The 19,748-nt window shown below is 65.0% G+C and carries 19 protein-coding genes; 18 read left to right on the top strand and 1 reads right to left on the bottom strand.

Annotated elements, in window-relative coordinates; translation table 11 throughout:
• Positions 1 to 110 precede the first annotated feature (110 nt).
• The 4 genes from KO516_RS00165 to KO516_RS00150 are packed head-to-tail and all read left to right on the top strand — an operon-like array spanning position 111 to position 3,182.
• Complete coding sequence (locus KO516_RS00165; protein ID WP_371742006.1) at positions 111 to 863, top strand: ABC transporter ATP-binding protein; 753 nt, start codon at positions 111 to 113, stop codon at positions 861 to 863.
• 35 nt (positions 864 to 898) lie between these two features.
• Positions 899 to 1,651: a transporter substrate-binding domain-containing protein gene (locus KO516_RS00160; RefSeq protein ID WP_216001775.1), complete on the top strand. Its 753-nt coding sequence runs from the start codon at positions 899 to 901 to the stop codon at positions 1,649 to 1,651.
• An 11-nt stretch (positions 1,652 to 1,662) separates the two neighbouring features.
• On the top strand, positions 1,663 to 2,415 hold the full coding sequence (locus KO516_RS00155; RefSeq protein ID WP_216001774.1) for an ABC transporter permease: 753 nt from the start codon (positions 1,663 to 1,665) through the stop codon (positions 2,413 to 2,415).
• On the top strand, positions 2,412 to 3,182 hold the full coding sequence (locus tag KO516_RS00150) for an ABC transporter permease (protein WP_216001773.1): 771 nt from the start codon (positions 2,412 to 2,414) through the stop codon (positions 3,180 to 3,182). Before KO516_RS00155 ends, KO516_RS00150 begins: the two co-directional genes overlap by 4 nt.
• Before the next feature lie 16 nt (positions 3,183 to 3,198).
• Here KO516_RS00150 and KO516_RS00145 read toward each other — a convergent pair whose 3' ends face one another.
• Positions 3,199 to 4,383, bottom strand: coding sequence for a pyridoxal phosphate-dependent aminotransferase (locus KO516_RS00145; protein WP_216001772.1), 1,185 nt, complete (start codon positions 4,381 to 4,383; stop codon positions 3,199 to 3,201).
• A gap of 135 nt (positions 4,384 to 4,518) precedes the next feature.
• Between KO516_RS00145 and KO516_RS00140 the strand changes: the two genes are divergently transcribed.
• From KO516_RS00140 to KO516_RS00075, 14 genes are all read left to right on the top strand, one after another.
• Positions 4,519 to 5,172 carry a TetR family transcriptional regulator C-terminal domain-containing protein gene (locus KO516_RS00140; protein WP_216001771.1) on the top strand — a complete coding sequence of 218 codons (654 nt, stop codon included), beginning with the start codon at positions 4,519 to 4,521 and terminating at the stop codon, positions 5,170 to 5,172.
• A gap of 28 nt (positions 5,173 to 5,200) precedes the next feature.
• Positions 5,201 to 6,154: a LysR substrate-binding domain-containing protein gene (locus tag KO516_RS00135; protein WP_371742009.1), complete on the top strand. Its 954-nt coding sequence runs from the start codon at positions 5,201 to 5,203 to the stop codon at positions 6,152 to 6,154.
• A 103-nt stretch (positions 6,155 to 6,257) separates the two neighbouring features.
• Positions 6,258 to 7,286 carry an ABC transporter ATP-binding protein gene (locus KO516_RS00130; protein ID WP_371742005.1) on the top strand — a complete coding sequence of 343 codons (1,029 nt, stop codon included), beginning with the start codon at positions 6,258 to 6,260 and terminating at the stop codon, positions 7,284 to 7,286.
• A gap of 50 nt (positions 7,287 to 7,336) precedes the next feature.
• Positions 7,337 to 8,449, top strand: a complete 1,113-nt coding sequence (locus KO516_RS00125; protein WP_216001769.1) for an ABC transporter substrate-binding protein — start codon at positions 7,337 to 7,339, stop codon at positions 8,447 to 8,449.
• A gap of 53 nt (positions 8,450 to 8,502) precedes the next feature.
• The gene (locus KO516_RS00120) at positions 8,503 to 9,312 is read left to right on the top strand and encodes an ABC transporter permease (RefSeq protein ID WP_216001768.1); all 810 of its coding nucleotides are present in this window, start codon (positions 8,503 to 8,505) and stop codon (positions 9,310 to 9,312) included.
• Entirely contained in the window at positions 9,309 to 10,121 is an 813-nt protein-coding gene (locus tag KO516_RS00115; protein WP_216001767.1) for an ABC transporter permease, read from the top strand. Before KO516_RS00120 ends, KO516_RS00115 begins: the two co-directional genes overlap by 4 nt.
• An 82-nt stretch (positions 10,122 to 10,203) precedes the next feature.
• Positions 10,204 to 11,364: an acyl-CoA dehydrogenase family protein gene (locus tag KO516_RS00110; protein WP_216001766.1), complete on the top strand. Its 1,161-nt coding sequence runs from the start codon at positions 10,204 to 10,206 to the stop codon at positions 11,362 to 11,364.
• 3 nt (positions 11,365 to 11,367) lie between these two features.
• Complete coding sequence (locus KO516_RS00105; protein ID WP_216001765.1) at positions 11,368 to 13,410, top strand: acetate--CoA ligase family protein; 2,043 nt, start codon at positions 11,368 to 11,370, stop codon at positions 13,408 to 13,410.
• The gene (locus KO516_RS00100) at positions 13,407 to 14,192 is read left to right on the top strand and encodes a carnitinyl-CoA dehydratase (RefSeq protein ID WP_216001764.1); all 786 of its coding nucleotides are present in this window, start codon (positions 13,407 to 13,409) and stop codon (positions 14,190 to 14,192) included. Before KO516_RS00105 ends, KO516_RS00100 begins: the two co-directional genes overlap by 4 nt.
• Before the next feature lie 14 nt (positions 14,193 to 14,206).
• Positions 14,207 to 15,130: a 3-keto-5-aminohexanoate cleavage protein gene (locus tag KO516_RS00095; protein ID WP_216001763.1), complete on the top strand. Its 924-nt coding sequence runs from the start codon at positions 14,207 to 14,209 to the stop codon at positions 15,128 to 15,130.
• Positions 15,127 to 16,548: a carnitine 3-dehydrogenase gene (locus tag KO516_RS00090; protein WP_216001762.1), complete on the top strand. Its 1,422-nt coding sequence runs from the start codon at positions 15,127 to 15,129 to the stop codon at positions 16,546 to 16,548. Before KO516_RS00095 ends, KO516_RS00090 begins: the two co-directional genes overlap by 4 nt.
• A 14-nt stretch (positions 16,549 to 16,562) precedes the next feature.
• A complete protein-coding gene (locus KO516_RS00085) occupies positions 16,563 to 17,303 on the top strand; it encodes a class II aldolase/adducin family protein (protein WP_256444139.1) in 741 nt (246 codons plus the stop codon).
• 100 nt (positions 17,304 to 17,403) lie between these two features.
• Complete coding sequence (locus KO516_RS00080) at positions 17,404 to 18,402, top strand: NAD(P)-dependent alcohol dehydrogenase (RefSeq protein WP_371742008.1); 999 nt, start codon at positions 17,404 to 17,406, stop codon at positions 18,400 to 18,402.
• 91 nt (positions 18,403 to 18,493) lie between these two features.
• The gene (locus KO516_RS00075) at positions 18,494 to 19,450 is read left to right on the top strand and encodes an NAD(P)-dependent oxidoreductase (protein ID WP_216001759.1); all 957 of its coding nucleotides are present in this window, start codon (positions 18,494 to 18,496) and stop codon (positions 19,448 to 19,450) included.
• Positions 19,451 to 19,748: the final 298 nt, after the last annotated feature.

The raw sequence follows: 19,748 nt of genomic DNA, 5'->3' as shown, positions 1-19,748 counted from the left end.
ATCCCCCGATCCGCCGCTACGTCATCCGATTGAAGAATTTATACGATTGAATAACAACTCGGTTTGAGGGCACCCTGAGGCCAACCAAGACTGGCACGAAGGGGCTGTCCGTGGCAGATGCCATCCGCGTTGAAAACCTGTTCAAGAGCTTTGGCCGCTTCGAGGTGCTCAAGGGCGTGTCGCTGACCGCGCGCAAGGGCGATGTCGTGGCGATCATCGGCGGCTCGGGGTCGGGCAAGTCGACCATGCTGCGCTGTATCAACTACCTTGAAACGCCCACCGCCGGGAAAATCATCATCGACGGCGAAGAGATCAAGCGCCGCGCCGATGGCAGCCCGGCCGAGCGCCGCCAGATCGAACGTATCCGCACCCAGCTGGCCATGGTGTTCCAGCAGTTCAACCTGTGGACCCATCGTACCTTGCTGGAAAACATCATCGAAGTGCCGGTCCATGTGCTTGGCCAATCGCGGGCACAGGCCACCGAGCGGGCGGTCGAGCTGCTGCAACGGGTCGGTCTGGGCGACAAGATGAAATCCTTTCCGGCGCAGCTTTCGGGCGGCCAGCAGCAGCGCGCCGCGATTGCCCGCGCGCTGGCGGTCGATCCCAAGGCGATGCTGTTCGACGAGCCGACCTCGGCGCTCGATCCCGAACTGGTGGGCGAGGTGCTGAACGTGATCCGCGACCTTGCCGCCGAAGGGCGCACCATGATCCTTGTCACCCACGAGATGAAATTCGCCCGCGAAGTCGCGACACACGTGATTTATCTTTATCAGGGCCGGATCGAGGAACAGGGGCCGCCCGCAGAGCTTTTCGGCGATCCCAAATCCGAGCGATTGCAGCAATTCCTGCGCACAGTCGCCTGAAAAAACATAACAAAACCACCAACACGGAGACCCCCATGCCCCATTTCAAATCCCTGTGCATTGCCGCGCTGACCCTGATGGCAACCACCGCCAGCGCCGCCGAGGTCAAGATCGGCGTCGCGGCCGAACCCTATCCGCCGTTTTCCTCGCCGGATTCCTCGGGCAACTGGGTCGGCTGGGAAATCGAGATGATCGACGCCATCTGCGCCGCCGCCGAGCTGGACTGCGTGGTCACGCCGGTGGCATGGGATGGCATCATCCCGTCGCTGAACGCCAAGCAGATCGACGCGATCATGGCATCGATGTCGATCACCGAAGAGCGGCTCAAGACCATCGATTTCAGCGATCCCTATTACAACACCCCCACCGTGATCGTGGCCGACAAGATGCTCGACATTGCGCCCACGCCCGACTCGCTGGCGGGCAAGATCCTTGGGGTGCAGGCCTCGACCGTGCATCAGGCCTATGCGCAGAAATATTTCACCGATGCCGAAATCCGCGTCTACCAGACCCAGGACGAGGCCAATCAGGACATGATCGCGGGCCGCATCGACGCCACGCAGGCCGATGCGATGGCCATGGCAGAATTCGTCGAAGGCGCGGCCTGCTGCGAGATCAAAGGCCCGGTGGCCGACGATCCGGCGATCCTTGGGCTTGGCGTGGGCGCGGGCGTGCGCAAGGGCGACGACGCATTGCTGGCCGCGTTCAACAAGGGCGTTGCGGCGGTCATCGCCGATGGCACCCGCAGCGCGATCACCGAGAAGTACTTTGGCAAGGATATCTTCTGAGGGTCTGATCCGTGAGCGACCTTCTTGAACTGCTGGGGCTGGGGCAGGCGGCAGAGCTGTTGTCCCTGTCACCTCCGGGCTGGGGGCGCAACCTGCTGGTTGGCCTGTCGCGATCCTTGCAGATCGCGGCGGGCGCCTTTGGGCTGGGCCTGCTGATCGGTCTGCTTGGCGCTTACGGAAAGCTGCATGGCGGCAAGATCACCCGCGATCTGCTGGCGATCTACACCACGGTGATCCGGGCAGTGCCGGAACTGGTGCTGATCCTGATCCTGTATTACGTCGGCACTGATCTCGTGAACAAAGCCTCCGCTGCGCTTGGCGGCGGGCCGGTGGAAATCAGCGGCATCGCGGCGGGCATCTGGGTGCTGGGCGTGGTGCAGGGCGCTTATGCCACCGAAGTGCTGCGCGGCGCGATTCAGGCCATTCCCCCCGGTCAGGTCGAGGCGGCGCGCGCCTTTGGCATGCCCGGCTGGACCATCCTGCGCCGGGTGACGATCCCGGCGATGATGGCCTTTGCGGTGCCGGGGCTGGCCAACCTGTGGCTGATCGCCACCAAGGACACGGCGCTGCTCGCAGTGGTCGGATTCAGCGAATTGACGCTGGAAACCCGGCAGGCGGCAAGCAGCACGCGGGCCTATTTCACCTTCTTCATGGCGGCGGGGGCGTTGTACCTGATGGTCACCTTGCTGTCCGGGGCGCTGTTTGCCCGGCTTGAGAAATGGGCGCGGCGCGGTCAGCCCAGCCTGAAGGGCGGTGCGCGATGATCCCGTTGAAAGAGCTGTTGCAACCCCACCGCATCCTGCTGATGGCGCTGTTCGCGGGGTTTGTCCTGTGGTGCGCGGTGTCGCTGCGCTGGGACTGGATTCCGCAATACCTGCCGCTGGCGGCGCACGGGCTCTGGACGACGCTGTGGATTTTGCTGGCCTCTATCGCGCTTGGCTTTCCGTTGGCGATGCTGCTGGGTTTGGCGCAGGCGGTGGGGCCGTGGTATCTTGCGTGGCCCGCCAAGGGGCTGTGCACGGTGATCCGGGGCACCCCGCTGCTGTTGCAGATCTGGCTGCTGTATTACGGGCTGGGATCGCTGTTCCCGCAATTCCCGTGGATACGCGGATCAGAGCTGTGGCCCTATCTGCGGCAGGCTTGGCCCTATGCGCTGACCGCGCTGACCCTGTCTTATGCAGGCTACGAGGGCGAGGTGATGCGCGGCGCGTTTTCCAGCGTCGCCAAGGGCCAGCTGGAGGCAGCGCGGGCTTTCGGGATGCCTCGGCGGACGATCTTTCGCCGCATCTGGCTGCCACAGGCAGTGCGCAACGTGCTGCCGACGCTGGGCGGAGAAACCATCCTGCAGCTCAAGGCGACGCCGCTGATTGCCACCATCACGGTGATCGACATTTACGCGGTGTCCTCGCGGGTGCGTTCGGACACGTTCATCGTGTATGAACCGCTGCTGCTGCTGGCGCTGGTCTATATCGTCATCGCGCTGGTGATCGGGCAGGGGTTTGCGTGGCTAGAGCGCCGGGTGCCTCGGTAACCCGGCGCTTTGGCGTTCAGGCGGGCTGGGTGAGCGCGGCGGCATGGGCCACCATCCGGTCACAGGCACGGGCGATGTCGGCGTCCGGCACGGTCAGCGCAAGGCGCACCCAGTCTTTCAGCGTCGCGCCGAACGAGGCGCCGGGCATCACCGCCACCCCGGCATGATCAAGCAGGTGGTTGGCATAAGCCTCGCCGTCCATACCGGTGCCCGCAACGTTGATCATCGCGAACATCCCCGCCGAGGGTGGCAGCACCCGCAGCGGGCTTTCCGCCGCCAGCCGATCCGCCAGATAGGCCGCCCGTGCCGCATAGCGCTCGCGCATGCCGGGGGCGACCTGCGATCCGTCACGGATGGCTTTTTCGGTCATGTCCGCGATGAACGGCTGGTTGCCGAACAGCATGGTTTCCGACAGCGGCAGCAGCGCGGCGGTGAAGGCCTCGGGGCCGACGCACCAGCCACTGCGGAACCCCGGCGCGGCGTGGGATTTGGAAATCGACGACACCACGATGGTGCGCTTCGCCAGTTCAGGGAAGGACAGCGGCGAGACAAAGGGCGTGTCATCGTGGATCAGCTCGTCATAGACCTCGTCCGAGACGATCCACAGATCATGCGCGCGGGCGAGGCGGCCCAACGCGGCGATATCCTCGGCGCTGAGCACGGCGCCGGTGGGGTTGTGGGGCGTGTTGATCAGGATGGCGCGGCTGCGCGGGGTGATGCGCGCGGCGAGGTCATCGGCGTTCAGGCGAAAGCCGTTCTCGGCGCGCAGGGGCACGGGCACCACGTTGGCGCCGCTGGCGCGCACCACGCCTTCATAGGTGGCATACATCGGATCGCCCACCAGCACCTCGTCGCCGGCTTCGGCGATTCCCATCAGCACGGTGAACAGCGCCGTCTGGGTGCCGGGAAAGCACATGATCTGATCGGGCGTCACCGCCCGCCCGATGCGCGCTGCGTAGCGTTTGGCGAGGGCATCGCGCAGCCCGTCTTCGCCTTCGCCCTTGGAATAGGTGGTGCGCCCGGCGCGCATGGCGTCGCTGGCGGCATCGATCAGCGTTGCCGGGGGCGGGGTGTCGGGTTCTCCGATGGTCAGCTGCACGATGTCATGGCCCTGCGCGGCAAGGCGCACCGCGCGGAAATGCAGCCCCCATTTCGCCCCGCCAAGATCGCGCAGGCGGTTGGTAATCGCGGTCGTTCTCATCGCTGTCATCCTGTGCAGATCGGGGGCATGTCTGTTGCCAAGTTATTATACAATTGAATAACAAAAACAAGAACAGTCCCGCCAAAGGACGCGCTCGGGCTGGTTCCTTTGCGCCGCGCCCAATAGAGTGGCGCCATGACCGATCAGCCTCCCCCCAGTAAGAGCCGCCGCGCCTTTGTCCGCGAAGCACCCGAAACCCGGCGCGCCGCGCTGATCCAGGCGGCGCTCGAGCTGATCGGCGAGGCGGGGTACCGCAGCGCAACCACCCGCGCCATCGCCGAGCGCGCCGGGGTGACGCTGGGCCTGATCCGGCATCATTTCCACAGCAAGGAAGACCTGATCAGCGCCGCCTATGACGCCCATATGAGCGCGATGAGCGACCTGTCCCTTGCCCCCGCCGAACGCAAGGATCTGCCCCCCGATCAACGGCTTGCGCTGGTGATCGAGGCCAACCTGACGCCGCCGGTGATGTCGGAACGCAACGTGACGCTATGGGCGAGTTTCATCGCGCAGATCCCCAATGAGCCGGGCATCCGCACCACCCATGACCGCACCTACCTGTCGTTCCGCGACCGGCTCGAGGCGCTGATCGCCGAGACGTTGAGCGCGCAGGGCCGGGCGGTGCCTGCGGATGAATTGCGCCGGCTCGCCACCAGTTGCAACGCGCTGATCGACGGGCTGTGGCTTGAAGGCGGGGCCTGCCCGACAGGCTTTGCCGGGGATGATCTGGTGGCGATGGGGCAGGACCGGATCGGGGTGCTTCTGGGCGTGACTTTGAACCGGTTCTGACCGGGCGGCCCTCGCCATACGGTCCTGACTGCGCTATCCAATCCGCACCGGTTTCAGCCACGAGAGGCCCGTCATCAAACGCTTTCCCTCGATCCCGGCGCTGCGCGCGATTGAAAGCGTGGCCCGCAACGGCGCGCTGTGGCGGGCCGCCGAAGAGCTCAACGTCACCCGCAGCGCGATCAGTCACCAGTTGCGGCTGCTGGAACATGATCTCGATTTCAAGATCCTCGACCGGGTCGGCAACCGCACGGTGATCACCCCGCGCGCCCGCGCCTATGCCGAGGATGTGCGCCGCGCGCTGAGCATGATCGCCAGTTCCTCAGCGCGGGTGTCGCAGCAAGGGTTGTCGGGGCGGCTGACGGTCAGCGCGCCGCCCGGGTTCGTCTCGGCGTGGCTGTGCCTGCATGCGCGTGCCTTCACCGAGGCCCATCCCGATGTCGTGCTCAACGTGGTCAGCGCCCGCAACCTGATCGACACCAGCAACCCCGAGGTGGATACCTTTGTCACCTTCGGCCACGAGGCGCGGGCGCGCGTGCGGATCGAACCGTTGTTATCGGTCGAATTCACTCCGCTGTGCAGCCCGGTCTATCTAAGCCGGTTCGAGAACTTCAACGACATCAGCCTGCTCGATCAGGCAACGCTGCTGCATGTGAGCGATTTCACCGATTGGCAGAACTGGATGCGCCTGTCCGGGTTGCCGCCGGAAAACGCGCAGCGCGGCATCTGCTATTCTGACATGAACGTCGTGCACACCGCCGTTCTGGCGGGGGAGGGAATCGCGATCGGTGACGTCGTTTTGTGGCGCAAGGATCTGGATGACGGCCTGCTGATGCGGCCATTTTCATCGTCGCTGCATGACGACACGGGCTACTTTCTTTGCACACCCGAGGAAAACTTGGAAAATCCGGTTGTGATGGAGTTTCACAACTGGTTGAAAACACAGCTGGAAATGAGCCGATTTCGTCCGAACCGAAACCGGTGACAAATTTCATTTGTCGAGCTGCGTAAAATGTTTCATTTGCGGTTCATATTTGCCCGCTTCTAGGCTTCCCCAACACCGGCAGGAACCAGACAGCGAGGCGATCGTGTCATCCAACCCGCAGATCGAAGCACGTAAGGTCGGAAAAAAATATGGGAAATTTAACGCTTTGCGTGATGTTTCCCTCGGCATTGGCGAGGGCGAATTCCTGTCACTGCTAGGGCCGTCGGGGTCCGGCAAGACCACCTTTCTGACATTGATCGGGGGCTATGACGCCCCCAGCGCCGGGCAGTTGCTGCTTGATGGGCAGGACATGACCAACTGGCCCGCAAAGCAGCGCGGCTTTGGCATGGTGTTCCAGGGCTACGCGCTGTTCCCGCATCTGACCGTGGCCGAAAACATCGCCTTCCCGCTCAAGGTGCAAAAGCGCAGCGAGGCGCAGATCGCCGACCGCGTGGCGCAGATGGTCGAGATGGTCGGCCTGTCGGGGCACGAGGCCAAGAAGCCGGTGGCACTGTCGGGTGGCCAGCAGCAGCGGGTGGCGCTGGCCCGGGCGCTGGCCTATGAACCCAAGGTGCTGCTGCTGGACGAGCCGTTCTCGGCGCTGGACAAGAACCTGCGCGGGCAGATGCAAGAAGAGCTGCGCCGCCTGCACCGCGAGCTGGGCACCACCTTTGTCTTTGTCACCCATGATCAGGAAGAGGCGCTGGCACTGTCCTCGCGCATTGCCATCTTCAACCATGGCGAGCTGCAACAGCTGGGCACGCCCGAAGAGGTGTATGAGCGGCCCGCCAACCGCTTTACCGCCGAATTTCTCGGTGACATCAACATCCTGACGCTGGAGTCCGGCGGCATCGCCGGCACGCCGATCCAGCTTTCCGGCAACGCGGCCGGGCTGGGCCATCTGGCGGTGCGCCCCGAACACATGCGCCTTGCCGTTGCGGGCGATGCCAACGCGCTGCCGGTGCGGCTGCGCGACCGGGTGTATCTTGGCGCCAAATCCCGGCTGCTGCTGGAAACGCAGGCCGGTGAAGAGCTGATGCTTTATCTCGACAATGGCCCCGGCATCGCCGACCCGCACCCCGGCGCAGAGCTTTGCGTTGCCTGGGATGCCCGGCACGGCTTTGTGGTCTGACCCCCAATTCCCCCCAATAAAAATACCTCAATCGAACAACAGGTGAGTACATGAACCAGCATTTTCAGAAAGACTGCGCCGAGATCCTGACCGAGCGCCATGCCAAGGGACAGATTTCGCGTCGCCAGATGATGGCCGGGCTGGGGGCGCTGCTTGGCACCACCACGCTGGGGCTGGGTGCGCGCGGCGCGCAGGCGGCAGAGGGCCAGCTGGTGTTCGTCAACTGGGGCGGTGATGCGCTTGATGCGATGGACGCGGCCTTTGGCCAGCCCTTTACCGCTGAAAGTGGCATCAAGGTGCTGTATGATGGCTCTGGCCCGACCGAAGGCGCGATTATCGCGCAAAGCAAGAGCGGCAGCCCGACATGGGATCTGGTCGATGCGGAACCGTTCTCGGCGCAGGCGCTTGGCCGTCAGGGCATGATGACGCCGATAGATTACGACATCGTTGATCCGGCCAAGCAACGCGAAGGCTTTGGCTGGGAATATGCGTCCTCGTGCTATTTCTACAGCTACGTCATCGCCTATGACGCGACGCAATTCGAAACGCCGCCGACCTCGCTCGCCGATTTCTTCGACGCCGAGAACTTCCCCGGCAAGCGCGCCATGTACAAATGGGGCGCGGGCATGTGGGAGGCGGCGCTGCTCGCGGATGGCGTTGCGCCCGAAGATCTGTACCCGCTGGATCTCGACCGCGCGCACAAGAAGATCGAAGCCTTCAAGGAGCATATCGGCGCGTTCTGGGGCGGCGGCGCGGAAAGCCAGTCGCTGCTGCTGAACGGCGATGTGTCGATGGCGCTGATCTGGAACACTCGCGCCACGCTGCTGCACAAGGACACCGAGGGCGAGATCACATATACCTATGACGATGGCATCATCGGGCCGGGCGGCATCGCGGTTCTGGAGGGCAACCCCGGCGGCACCGAAGCGGCGATGCAATATATCGCCAGCACGCAAGTTCCCGAACGTCAGGTGGAACTGTTCATGCTGCTGGGCAACGGGCCAAGCAACCCGGCGGCGGATTCGCTGATCCCCGAGGACGAGCGCAGGTTCAACCCGATGGACCCGGCCAACCTGCCCAAGCAGGTGGCGCTGGACATGGATTGGTACGAAACCAATTACAGCGCGGCGCTTGACGCTTACCTGCAGATCATCTCGGCCTGACCTCTTGCCCCCGACCGCCCCGCAAGGTTGCAGGGCGGCACCAAGGAGCCGACATGCGTGCCCATCTTTTCCTGACCTGCCCGGTGCTGCTGTTTCTGGGCTGTAGCTACCTGCTGCCGTTTCTCGGGATCATGCAGCTAAGCTTTACCGATCCCGATCCGGGGCTGGCCCAGTACAGCCACGTGCTGTCCGATCCGCTGACACAGGGCGTGATCTGGCGCACCTTGCGGATCTGCACCATCGTCACCGTGGTATCGGTGGCGGCGGCCTATGTCATCACCCTGCTCTGGGTGCGGGGCCGCCCGATGGTGCGCAGCATCACCGAGCTGTGCATCATGATCCCGTTCTGGATTTCCGTGCTCAGCCGGGCCTTCGGCTGGTTGTCGATGCTGTCCAACCGGGGGCTGCTCAACACGTGGCTGAAAGACATGGGCCTGATCGAAACCTCGCTTCAGATGACCCGCAACGAATTCGCGGTGATCGTCGGCATGTCGCATTACCTGATCCCCTTCGCGGTGTTTCCGCTGGCCACCGCCATGCGCAACGTCGATGAGCGGGTGCTGATCGCCGCCGATGGCATGGGCGCCTCGCGGCTGCGGATCTTCTGGCAGGCGTTCCTGCCGATGACCGCCAGCGGCATCATCGGCGCGACGCTGCTGGTCTTTGTGTTTTCCATCGGCTTCTTCGTGACCCCGGCCTTGCTGGGAGGCGGGCAGTCGGTGCTGATCGCCGAGCTGATCTACCTGTGGATCTTCCAGATCCCGCAATGGGGCATGGCCGCCGCGATGAGCGTGATCCTGATGATCGCGGTGGGTGGCATTCTGGTGCTGCTGATGCGCCGCTACGGGGAGATGGCGAAATGATCACACTGCGCCCCGGCCGCATCGCCACCCTGCTGACCGCGCTGGTCGCGCTGTTCCTGCTGATGCCGCTGATCGCGGTGGTGCCGGTCAGCTTTACCTCGCGCCGTTACCTCAGCCTGCCCGACGGGAATTATTCCCTGCGCCACTACGCAGCCCTGATCGAAGACCCGGCATGGCTGCGCAGCATTCTGACCTCGGTGCAGGTCGGGGTGATCGCCAGCGCGCTTGCGGTGATCCTTGCGGCGGCGTTCTGCATCGGCATCTGGATGCTGCGCCCGCGCCTTGCGGGGCTGATGACCGGCTTCGTGCTGCTGCCGATGGTGGCGCCGCCGGTGGTGTCGTCGCTGACGCTGTATTTCTTTCTCACCAAGCTCACGCAGTGGAACGACATCATCGCCTATGACAAGCTGGGCGGCGTGGTGCTGGCCCATACGGTGATGATCGTGCCCTATGCGGTGGTGGTCATCATGGTCTCGCTCAGCCAGATCGACCGGCGCATGGATCTTGCGGCGCAATCCATGGGCGCGGCGGTGCCGACGCGGATCTTTGGCGTGATCCTGCCCAACATCCGCTTTGGCCTGCTGGGCGCTTTCTTCCTGTGCTTCCTGCTCAGCTGGGACGAGATCGGCGTGACTCTGTTCGTGACCTCGGTCGAAACCATCACCTTGCCGCGGCGCATGTGGATGGGGCTGCGCGACAATGTCGATCCGTCGATTGCGGCGCTTTCGGTGCTGCTGATCGGCGTGGTCACCTTGTTGGTGGTGCTGCGCGCCGCAATGCTGATGCGCAAGGAGGCCCGCGCGCGATGAGCCATTCCAACCCCCGGCGGCGCGACCCGTGTCGAGCCGCCCGCAACATCCTGACCCTTTCAATTCAACTACACGGTGCAACATGCATTTTGGTCTGACCGATGAACAGGAGATGATCGTCTCCACCGTCCGCAGCTTCGTCGAAAACGAGATCTACCCCCATGAGGCGCTGGTCGAGCGCACCGGCGAAGTCCCTGCCGAGATCGCGCAGGACATCAAGCAGAAGGTCATCGACCTTGGCTTTTACGCCTCGAACTTCCCCGAAAGCGTCGGCGGGCCGGGGCTGTCGCATCTGGAATTCGCGCTGGTGGAACGCGAGCTGGGCCGTGGTTCGATGGCGCTGACGCATTTCTTTGGCCGCCCGCAGAATATCCTGATGGCCTGCGAAGGCGAGCAGATCGACCGCTACCTGATGCCCGCCGTGCGCGGCGAGCGGATGGACGCGCTGGCGATGACCGAGCCGGATGCGGGATCGGATGTGCGCGGCATGAAATGCACTGCCACCCGCGATGGCGGCGACTGGGTGGTCAACGGCTCAAAGCATTTCATCTCGGGCGCCGATCACGCGGATTTCTTTATCGTCTTCGTCGCCACCGGCGTCGATGAAACCCCGCGTGGCCCGAAAAAGCGCATCACCTGCTTTCTGGTCGATCGCGACACCCCGGGGTTCGAGGTGGCGAACGGCTACAACTCGGTCTCGCATCGTGGCTACAAGAACTGCATCCTGTATTTCGACAATTGCCGCCTGCCCGATGCGCAGGTGCTGGGCGAGATCGACGGTGGCTTCGCGGTGATGAACGAATGGCTCTATGCCACCCGGATCACCGTGGCGACCATGGCGGTGGGCCGCGCCCGCCGGGTGTTCGACCATGCGCTGAGCTATGCCGCCGAGCGCAGCCAGTTCGGCCAGCCCATCGGCAAGTTTCAGGGCATCAGCTTTCAGATCGCCGACATGATCACCGAAATTGACGCCGCCGATCTGCTGACGCTATCCTCGGCCTGGCGGCTCGACCAGGGCCTGCCCGCCAACCGCGAGATCGCTTCGGCCAAGCTTTATGCGTCGGAAATGCTGGCGCGGGTCACCGATGCGGCGTTGCAGATTCACGGCGGCATGGGGCTGATGGACGAACTGCCCATCGAGCGGTTCTGGCGCGATGCCCGCGTCGAACGCATCTGGGACGGCACCTCGGAAATTCAGCGTCACATCATCAGCCGCGAACTGTTTCGCCCGCTCGGAGCCTGATCCATGGAACCGCTGAGCCGCTTCCTGTCGCCAAGGGCCATCGTGGTCATTGGCGGCGGCACATGGTGTGAAAGCGTGGTGCGCCAATGCCGCGATACCGGCTTTTCCGGGCCGATCTGGCCGGTGCATCCGAAGAAATCGCAGGTCGGCGGTTTGCCGGCCTATCCCGATCTTGCTTCGCTGCCGGGCACGCCGGATGCGGCGTTTATCGGGGTCAACCGCGAGCTGTCGGTGCAGATCGCGGGCGAGCTGTCGGCGATGGGCTGCGGCGGGGCGGTGTGCTTTGCCGCCGGGTTCAGCGAAGCAATTTCAGAGCTGTCCGACGGCGATGCCCTGCAGGCGCAGCTGGTCGCGGCGGCGGGCAAGATGCGCATCCTTGGGCCCAATTGCTACGGCATCGTCAACGCGCTGGATGGCGTGGCGCTGTGGCCCGACCGGCACGGGCTGGTGCCCTGCGACAGCGGCGTTGCCGTCATCGGCCAATCGTCCAACGTGCTGATCAACCTCACCATGCAGCGCCGGGGCCTGCCGCTGGCCGCCGTGGTCGCGGCAGGAAATCAGGCGCAGACCTCGATGGCGGATCTGGGCATTGCCCTGCTCGAAGATCCGCGCATCACCGCGCTTGGCCTGCATATCGAAGGCATCAGCGATCTGCCTGCGTTCGAACGGCTGGCCCGGCGCGCGCAGGAACTGGGCAAGCCCATCGTCGCGCTCAAGGTTGGATCGTCGCAGCAGGCGCAGGAGGCGGCGGTGTCGCACACCGCCTCGCTCACCGGAAGCGACGCGGGCGCGCGGGCCTTGCTGCGCCGTCTTGGCATGGCGCAGGTCGACACCGCGTCGGAACTGGTCGAGACGCTCAAGCTGCTGCATGTCACCGGCGGGCTGGCCTCGGTTCGCATCGCCTCGGCCTCCTGCTCTGGCGGAGAAGCGTCGCTGATGGCCGATATGGGCGAGGTCGTGGGGATAGAGTATCCCGCCTTGGACGAGACCCGGAAATCCGCCCTGCGCGCCGCGCTCGGTCCCAAGGTCGCGCTGGCCAACCCACTGGATTACAACACCTATATCTGGGGCGACGAGGATGCGCTGACCGCCACCTTTACCGCGCTGTGCAACGCCGATCTGGCGCTTGGCTGCGTGGTGCTGGATTACCCGCGCGACGATCGCTTTGCCGCGCCCGAATATGATCAGGTGCTGCGCGCCGTCGCCGCAACCCGGCAGGCCACCGGCACGCCGATGGCGCTGGTGTCGCTGCTGGCCGAAGGGCTGCCCGAATCCGTCGCGACCAAGGCGATACAGATGGGCATCACCCCGCTGTGCGGCATGGCCGACGCGCTGCGCGCAATCCGCGCCGCGGCGCAGATCGGGCAGGGGGCGAAGGGCTCCGCGCCGGTGCTGATGCCACAGGGCGGCCACGGGGCAAGCCGGGTGTTTTCCGAAGCCGAGGCCAAGGCGCTGTTGTCTCAGGCTGGCATCCGCGTGCCGAAATCGACCCGTGCTGCTTGCGCACAAAGCGCCGGGTCCAGCGCGGCGCAGATTGGCTTTCCGGTGGTGCTCAAGGGCGAAGGCATCGCCCACAAGACCGAAGCCGGGGCGGTGGCGCTGAACCTTGGCAGCGCTCAGGCGGTGACACAGGCGGCGGCAAATATGCCCGCGCAAAGCTTTCTGGTCGAAGAGATGATCACCGGCACCGTCGCGGAACTGCTGATCGGGGTCACCCGCGATGCGGCGCATGGCTTTGTGCTGACGCTGGGGCTGGGCGGCATCCTGACCGAGCTGATCCGCGACACCGCCTCGCTGCTGATCCCCGCCAGCCGCGACGAGATCCGCAACGCCCTGAGCGGGCTGCGCACTGGCGCGCTGCTGACTGGCTATCGAGGCCGTCCGGGGGCGGATCTGGACGCGGTGCTGGACACCGTGCTGGCGCTTCAGGATATGGTGCAGACCCATGCCGACCGGCTGCACGAGATCGAAATCAACCCGCTGATCTGCCGTGCCTGCGGGGCGGTTGCGGCGGATGCCCTAATCAGAATGGAAGAGAGCGCATGACTTATCACAACGTGCTCACCGAGCGCCGCGGCGCGGTGCTTGAAGTTACGCTGAACCGGCCCAAGGCCAACGCCATCGACATGGCCACCAGTCAGGAACTGGGCGAGATCTTCACCGAATTTCGCGATGACCCCGAGCTGCGCGTGGCGATCATCACCGGCGCGGGCGCAAAATTCTTTTGCCCCGGATGGGATCTCAAGGCGGCGGCAGAGGGCGAAGGCCCCGATGCCGATTACGGCAAGGGCGGCTTTGGCGGCTTGCAGGAATTGCGCGGGCTCAACAAGCCGGTGATTGCTGCCGTCAACGGCATCGCCTGCGGCGGCGGGCTGGAACTGGCGATCAGCGCCGACATCATCCTTGCCGCCGATCACGCCACGTTTGCCCTGCCCGAGATCAACTCGGGCACCGTGGCCGATGCCGCAACGCTGAAGCTGCCCAAGCGCATCCCCTATCACATCGCGATGGAGTTGCTGTTCACGGGCCGCTGGTTCGATGCCGAGGAAGCGCATCGCTGGGGGCTGATCAACCGCATCGTGCCCGCCGCCGAGCTGATGGCGCAGGCGCGCAAGATGGCCGACGATCTGGCCGCCGGGCCGCCGCTGGTTTTTGCTGCGATCAAGGAGATCGCCCGCGAGGCCGAGGACATGAAATTTCAGGATGCGCTTAACCGCATCACCCGCAGCCAGTTCGAAGCCGTCGAACGGCTGTACCGCTCCGAAGATCAAAAGGAAGGCGCCCGCGCCTTTGCCGAAAAGCGCGATCCGGTCTGGAAGGGCCGGTAAGGAAAGGAAACGCCATGCCTCTTGAAATGAACCGCAAGCTGTTCCTCACCGCCGCGATCACCGGGGCAGGGGCCACGCAGGACAAGAGCCGCCTCGTGCCGCGCTCGCCCGCCGAAATCGCCGAGGCCGCGATTGATGCGGCCAAGGCCGGGGCCGCCATCGTGCATTGCCACGTGCGCGACCCGGAAACCGGCGCGCCCTGCCGCGACCTTGGCTATTATCGCGAACTGACCGACCGCATCCGCGCCTCCGATGTGGATGTGGTGCTGAACCTGACCGCCGGGGTCGGGGGCGATCTGACCTTTGGCGGCGCTGAAACGCCGATGGCGCTGGACCGGGCCAATACCGACATGGCCGGTGCAACCGAGCGCATGGCGCATATCCGCGCCTGCCTGCCGGAACTGTGCACGCTCGATTGCGGGTCGATGAACTTTGGCGATGACACCTACGTCATGACCAATACGCCGGGGATGCTGCGCGCCATGGGCCAGCAGATGACCGATCTGGGTGTAAAGCCCGAGATCGAGGCCTTTGACACCGGCCACCTGTGGTTCGCGCGCCAACTGGTGAAGGAAGGCGTGCTCGAAGATCCGGCGCTGGTGCAGCTGTGCATGGGCGTTCCTTGGGGCGCGCCGAATGATCTCAACACTTTCATGGCGATGGTGAATAACGTTCCCTCGAACTGGAACTGGTCGGCCTTCAGCCTTGGGCGCGACCAGATGCCCTATGTCGCCGCCGCCGCGCTGGCGGGGGGCAATGTGCGCGTTGGTCTTGAAGACAACCTGTATCTGGAACGCGGCGTGATGGCGACGAACGCGCAACTGGTCGACAAGGCGGCCAGCCTGCTGAGCAACATGGGCGCCTCGCTGATCGGCCCGCAAGAGGTGCGCGACCTGCTGGGTCTGACCAAGCGCGCCCCCGCCGAGGCCGCCGCATGAGCCGCGCCGCGATCATTGGTGGCGGCGTCATCGGCGGCGGCTGGGCTGCGCGGTTTTTGCTCAATGGCTGGGACGTTGCGGTGTTCGATCCCGACCCGCAAGCGGCGCGCAAGATCGGCGAGGTGCTGGACAACGCCCGCGCCTCGCTGCCCGCGCTCTATGACCGTCCGCTGCCGCCCGAGGGCAAGCTGACATTCTGCGCCTCTATCAAGGAAGCGGTGAGCGGTGCGGACTGGGTGCAGGAAAGCGTCTCCGAACGGCTGGAGCTCAAGCACAAGGTCTATGCCCAGATCACCGAGGCGCTGCCAAAGGGCGGCTTCATCGCCTCGTCCACCTCGGGGTTCAAGGCCAGCGATCTGGCCTCGGGCGGCGCGCCGGTGGTGGTGGTGCACCCGTTCAACCCGGTCTATCTTTTGCCTCTCGCCGAGATCTCGGGGGAGGCTGCGCTGTGCGACAAGGCATTGCCGGTCGTGGTTTCGATCGGGATGCATCCGCTGGTGCTGCGAAAGGAAATCGACGCCTTCATCGGCAACCGCTTTCAGGAAGCGGTCTGGCGCGAGGCGCTGTGGATGCTCAGGGACGGCATTGCCACCACTGCCGAGATCGACGACACCATCCGCATGAGCTTTGGCCTTCGCTGGGCGCAGATGGGCCTGTTCGAAACCTACCGCATCGCGGGCGGCGAGGCAGGAATGCAAAGCTATTTGGAACAGTTCGGCCCGTCGCTGCACTGGCCTTGGACCAAGCTGATGGATGTGCCCGAGCTTGACGAAGCGCTGATCGCAGCCATCACCAGCCAGTCCGATGCGCAATCCGGGCATCTGTCGATCCGCGAGCTGGAACGGCTGCGCGATGACAATCTCGTGGCGATCCTGCGCGGCTTGCGGCGCACCGGCAGCGGCGCGGGCGGCGTCATCGTTGGGCATGAACAGACGCTGGCCATGGGCGGCGAGATTGATGGTCTGCCGATCACCCTGCGCCGCGCAGTGCCGGTGACATGGACCGATTACAACGGCCACATGAACGAGGCGGCCTATCTTGAACTGGGCACATGGGCGACCGATGGGCTGATGCGGTTGGTGGGGGCGGATGATGGCTATATCGCATCCGGCAAAAGCTATTTCACCGTCGACACCCGTATCCGCTATCTCGACGAGGTGGCGCGCGGCGCCATGCTGACGGTAACCACGCAGGTTCTGAGCGGCGCGGGCAAGACGATGAAACTGTTCCACCGGGTGATGAAAGACGACGGCACCCTTGCGGCGACGCTGGAAACGCTGCTTCTTCACACCGATCTGACCACGCGCCGGGCCTGTCCGCCCGAGCAGCATGTGGCGCAGGCGCTTGAAACCCTTGCCACGGCCCATGCCGGGCGCCCCGCCGAGGGTGCCGGTGGCGCCGTTGGCGATCGCAACTGACGAGAACGGAAGAGATGACCATGTCCCCCGAAGAACGCAAAACCCGCGAAGAGCTGGCCGCCTGCTATCGGCTGGCCGCGCTGCACAAGTTCACCGACCTGATCTACACCCACATCACCGCCCGCGTGCCGGGTGAAGAGGGGCATTTCCTGATCAACCCCTATGGCTGGCGCTGGGAAGAGATCACCGCCTCGTCGCTGGTCAAGATCGACGTCGACGGCAACAAGGTCGATGGCAGCCCGCACCGGGTGAACCCGGCGGGGTTCACCATCCATTCGGCGGTGCACATGCACCGGCATGATGCGGCGTGGATCATGCACACCCACACCCGTGCGGGCGTTGCGGTGTCCTGCATGGAAGCAGGGCTTTTGCCGCTCAACCAGATCTCGCTGCAATTTCACAACCGCATCGGCTACCATGACTTCGAAGGCATCGCGCTGGATCTCGAAGAGCGTGACAGCATCGTCGCCGACATGGGCAATCACCCGGTGCTGATGCTGCGCAATCACGGGCTGATCGCCACCGGGCGCAGCGCCGCCGAGATGTTCAACAACATGTTCTATCTCGAACGCTCTTGCGAAATCCAGATCGCCGCCACCTCCAGCGGGCAGCCGTTGCGCATGGTGTCCGATGACATCGCATCGCGGGTGCACCAGCAATATGTGCAGATGAACGAGGAAGACGGCGATCTCGAACTGGAATGGCAGGCGCATCTGCGCTCGATCGACGGCATCGGATCGGATTATCGCAGCTGATTTCCTAAGGATTTTTGCGCAGGCGCACTAGATCCCTGTCACATCCGGGGGATCGACCCGGATGTGATCTGAGACCATGAAAGGTGACCTCTTGAAACAGGTGACGATCAAGGCCCCCGGCGGGCTGGACAATCTTGTGCTGAAGGATGTCGCGGCGCCGGCAGCCCCCGGCGCGGGCGAAATCACCGTGCGTCTGCACGCCAGCTCGCTCAATTACCACGATTACCGGGTCTGCGCTGTCGAGGGCGCGCTGCCCGACGGGCGCATTCCGATGGCCGATGGCGCGGGCGTCATCGAGGCCATTGGCGCGGGTGTCGATGGCTTCAAGGTAGGCGAGCCCGTGGTGTCGTGCTTTTTCCCCGACTGGCAAACTGGCGATGACCGCCCTTGCGATTTCTCGACCACGCCGGGCGACGGGCGGGATGGCTATGCCCGCGAAGCCGTCACGCTGCCCGCGACATGGTTCACCCATGCGCCCGCCGGCTGGAGCCATGCCGAAGCGGCGACCATCACCACCGCCGGGCTGACCGCTTGGCGGGCGCTGGTGGTCGATGCCGGCATCAAGGCGGGTGACACGGTTGCGGTGCTCGGCACTGGCGGCGTGTCGATCTATGCGCTGCAACTGGCCAAGGCGATGGGCGCGCGGGTCATTGCCACCTCGTCTTCCGCCGCCAAGCTGGAGCGCCTGCGCGCGCTCGGGGCCGATCACGTCATCAACTACCGCACCACGCCGGAATGGGGCGCCGAGATGCGCGCCCTCACCGATGGGCGCGGCGTTGATATCGTGGTCGAGGTCGGCGGCCCGGCCACGCTGGCGCAATCTATCGTCGCCGGGCGACCGGGCGCGCATCTGGCGCTGATCGGCGTGCTGACCGGGCGCTCGGGCGAGATACCCACCGCGGCGCTGATGGCCCGCCAGCAGCGGCTGCAGGGGCTGATCGTCGGCTCGCGCGCCCATCAGATCGATTTCGTGCGGGCGCTTGAGACGCTGAGCCTGCGCCCGGTGATCGACCGCAGCTTTGCGCTGGCCGATCTGGCCGAGGCGTTCCGCTATCAGGAAAGCGGTGCACATTTCGGCAAAATCTGCGTGACCATGTAACCCCGTGGCGGTCTTCTCCAGCAGGGAGGATCGCCATGATACGACCGGGCGAGCGGCCCACCCCCAACCGATGTCGAACCGAAAGGCCCCCATGCCAGAGCAAGCCCCGATCCTTGGCGTGTATCTTAGCGAGACCGCAGACCTTGATGCGCTTTACGGAACGGCGCTGCGGCGCTGCGCGTCGGATGTGGTGCTGCGCCATCCCGGCGAAATAAGCGACCCGGCCAAGGTGCGGTTTGCGATCTGCTGGCAACCCGGTGCGGACGCCTTTGCGCCCTATCTCAATCTTGGGCTGGCGATGTCGGTCGCGGCGGGGGTCGATGCGCTGCTGGCGCATCCCGGCCTGCCCGATCACGCCGCCGTGGCGCGGGTGCGCGATCCGCATCAGGCGGATCTGATGGCGGGATATGCGGTGCACGAGGTGCTGCACCACGAACGCCGCTTTGCCGACATGGCGCGAAACGCGGCAGCGGCCCATTGGGCGCCGCTGGCGATGCGCGCGCCGGCCTCGGTGCAAGTGGCGGTGCTGGGCCATGGCACCATGGGGCGCGCGGTGGTGCGCGGGCTGCGCGCCGTCGGCTTTGCGGTTCGGGTGGCCTGCCGCAGTGCGCCGCAAGACCAGCTGCCGGGGGTGAGCTATCTATCAGGGCCGGATGCGGTGCTGCGCGCCGCCGAGGGCGCGGATTACCTGGTGAATGTCCTGCCGCTGACCGCTAAAACCGAAAACCTGCTGAACGGCGCTTTGTTCGCACGGCTGTCGCCGGGGGCCGTGCTGGTGCAGATTGGCCGCGGAGAGCATCTTTGCGAGGCCGACATGATGGCGGCGCTCGACGCCGGGCAATTGGCAGCGGCGACGCTGGACGTGTTCCGCGAAGAACCTCTGCCGCCGAGCCATCGGTTCTGGCAAGATGCGCGGCTGCGGATCACGCCGCATGTGGCCAGTGACTCGCTGCCCGAGGTGGTGGCCCGGCAGGTCATCGACACCGCGCGCGCGCTGCGCGACGGGCAGCCCATGGCTTATGCGGTGGACCGGGCGCGCGGGTATTGAGGCGCGCCCAAGGCCTCGCCTCCGCGTCATGACCCCCTGCCAGACGAGGGGCGCGGGCGAGGCGGGCAGCGCCGAGGTTCTGCCTGACCGGACAGATGCGGTATGCCCTGTCCGCCCCCGGCTTTTTCTGGACGCTTGAAATCAGGGGGCCGGGAAGATCGGCGATCTCGCACCGCTTCCGCGTCTCCTTGGCGATACTGGAACCTGTGCCGCAAGCCGCCTGAAGGGCAGGGGGCTTCCGCGGCCCGCGCCCCAACGGATGCGACGCGCGCAGCAGCCGGTCGGGAACCCTTTGGCA

It is taken from the genome of Citreicella sp. C3M06 (genome assembly GCF_018860705.1).
In the GTDB taxonomy this organism is placed as follows: domain Bacteria; phylum Pseudomonadota; class Alphaproteobacteria; order Rhodobacterales; family Rhodobacteraceae; genus Salipiger.
The sequence above is the reverse complement of the archived record's forward strand: the minus strand, read 5'-3'. Positions and strand labels throughout refer to the sequence as shown.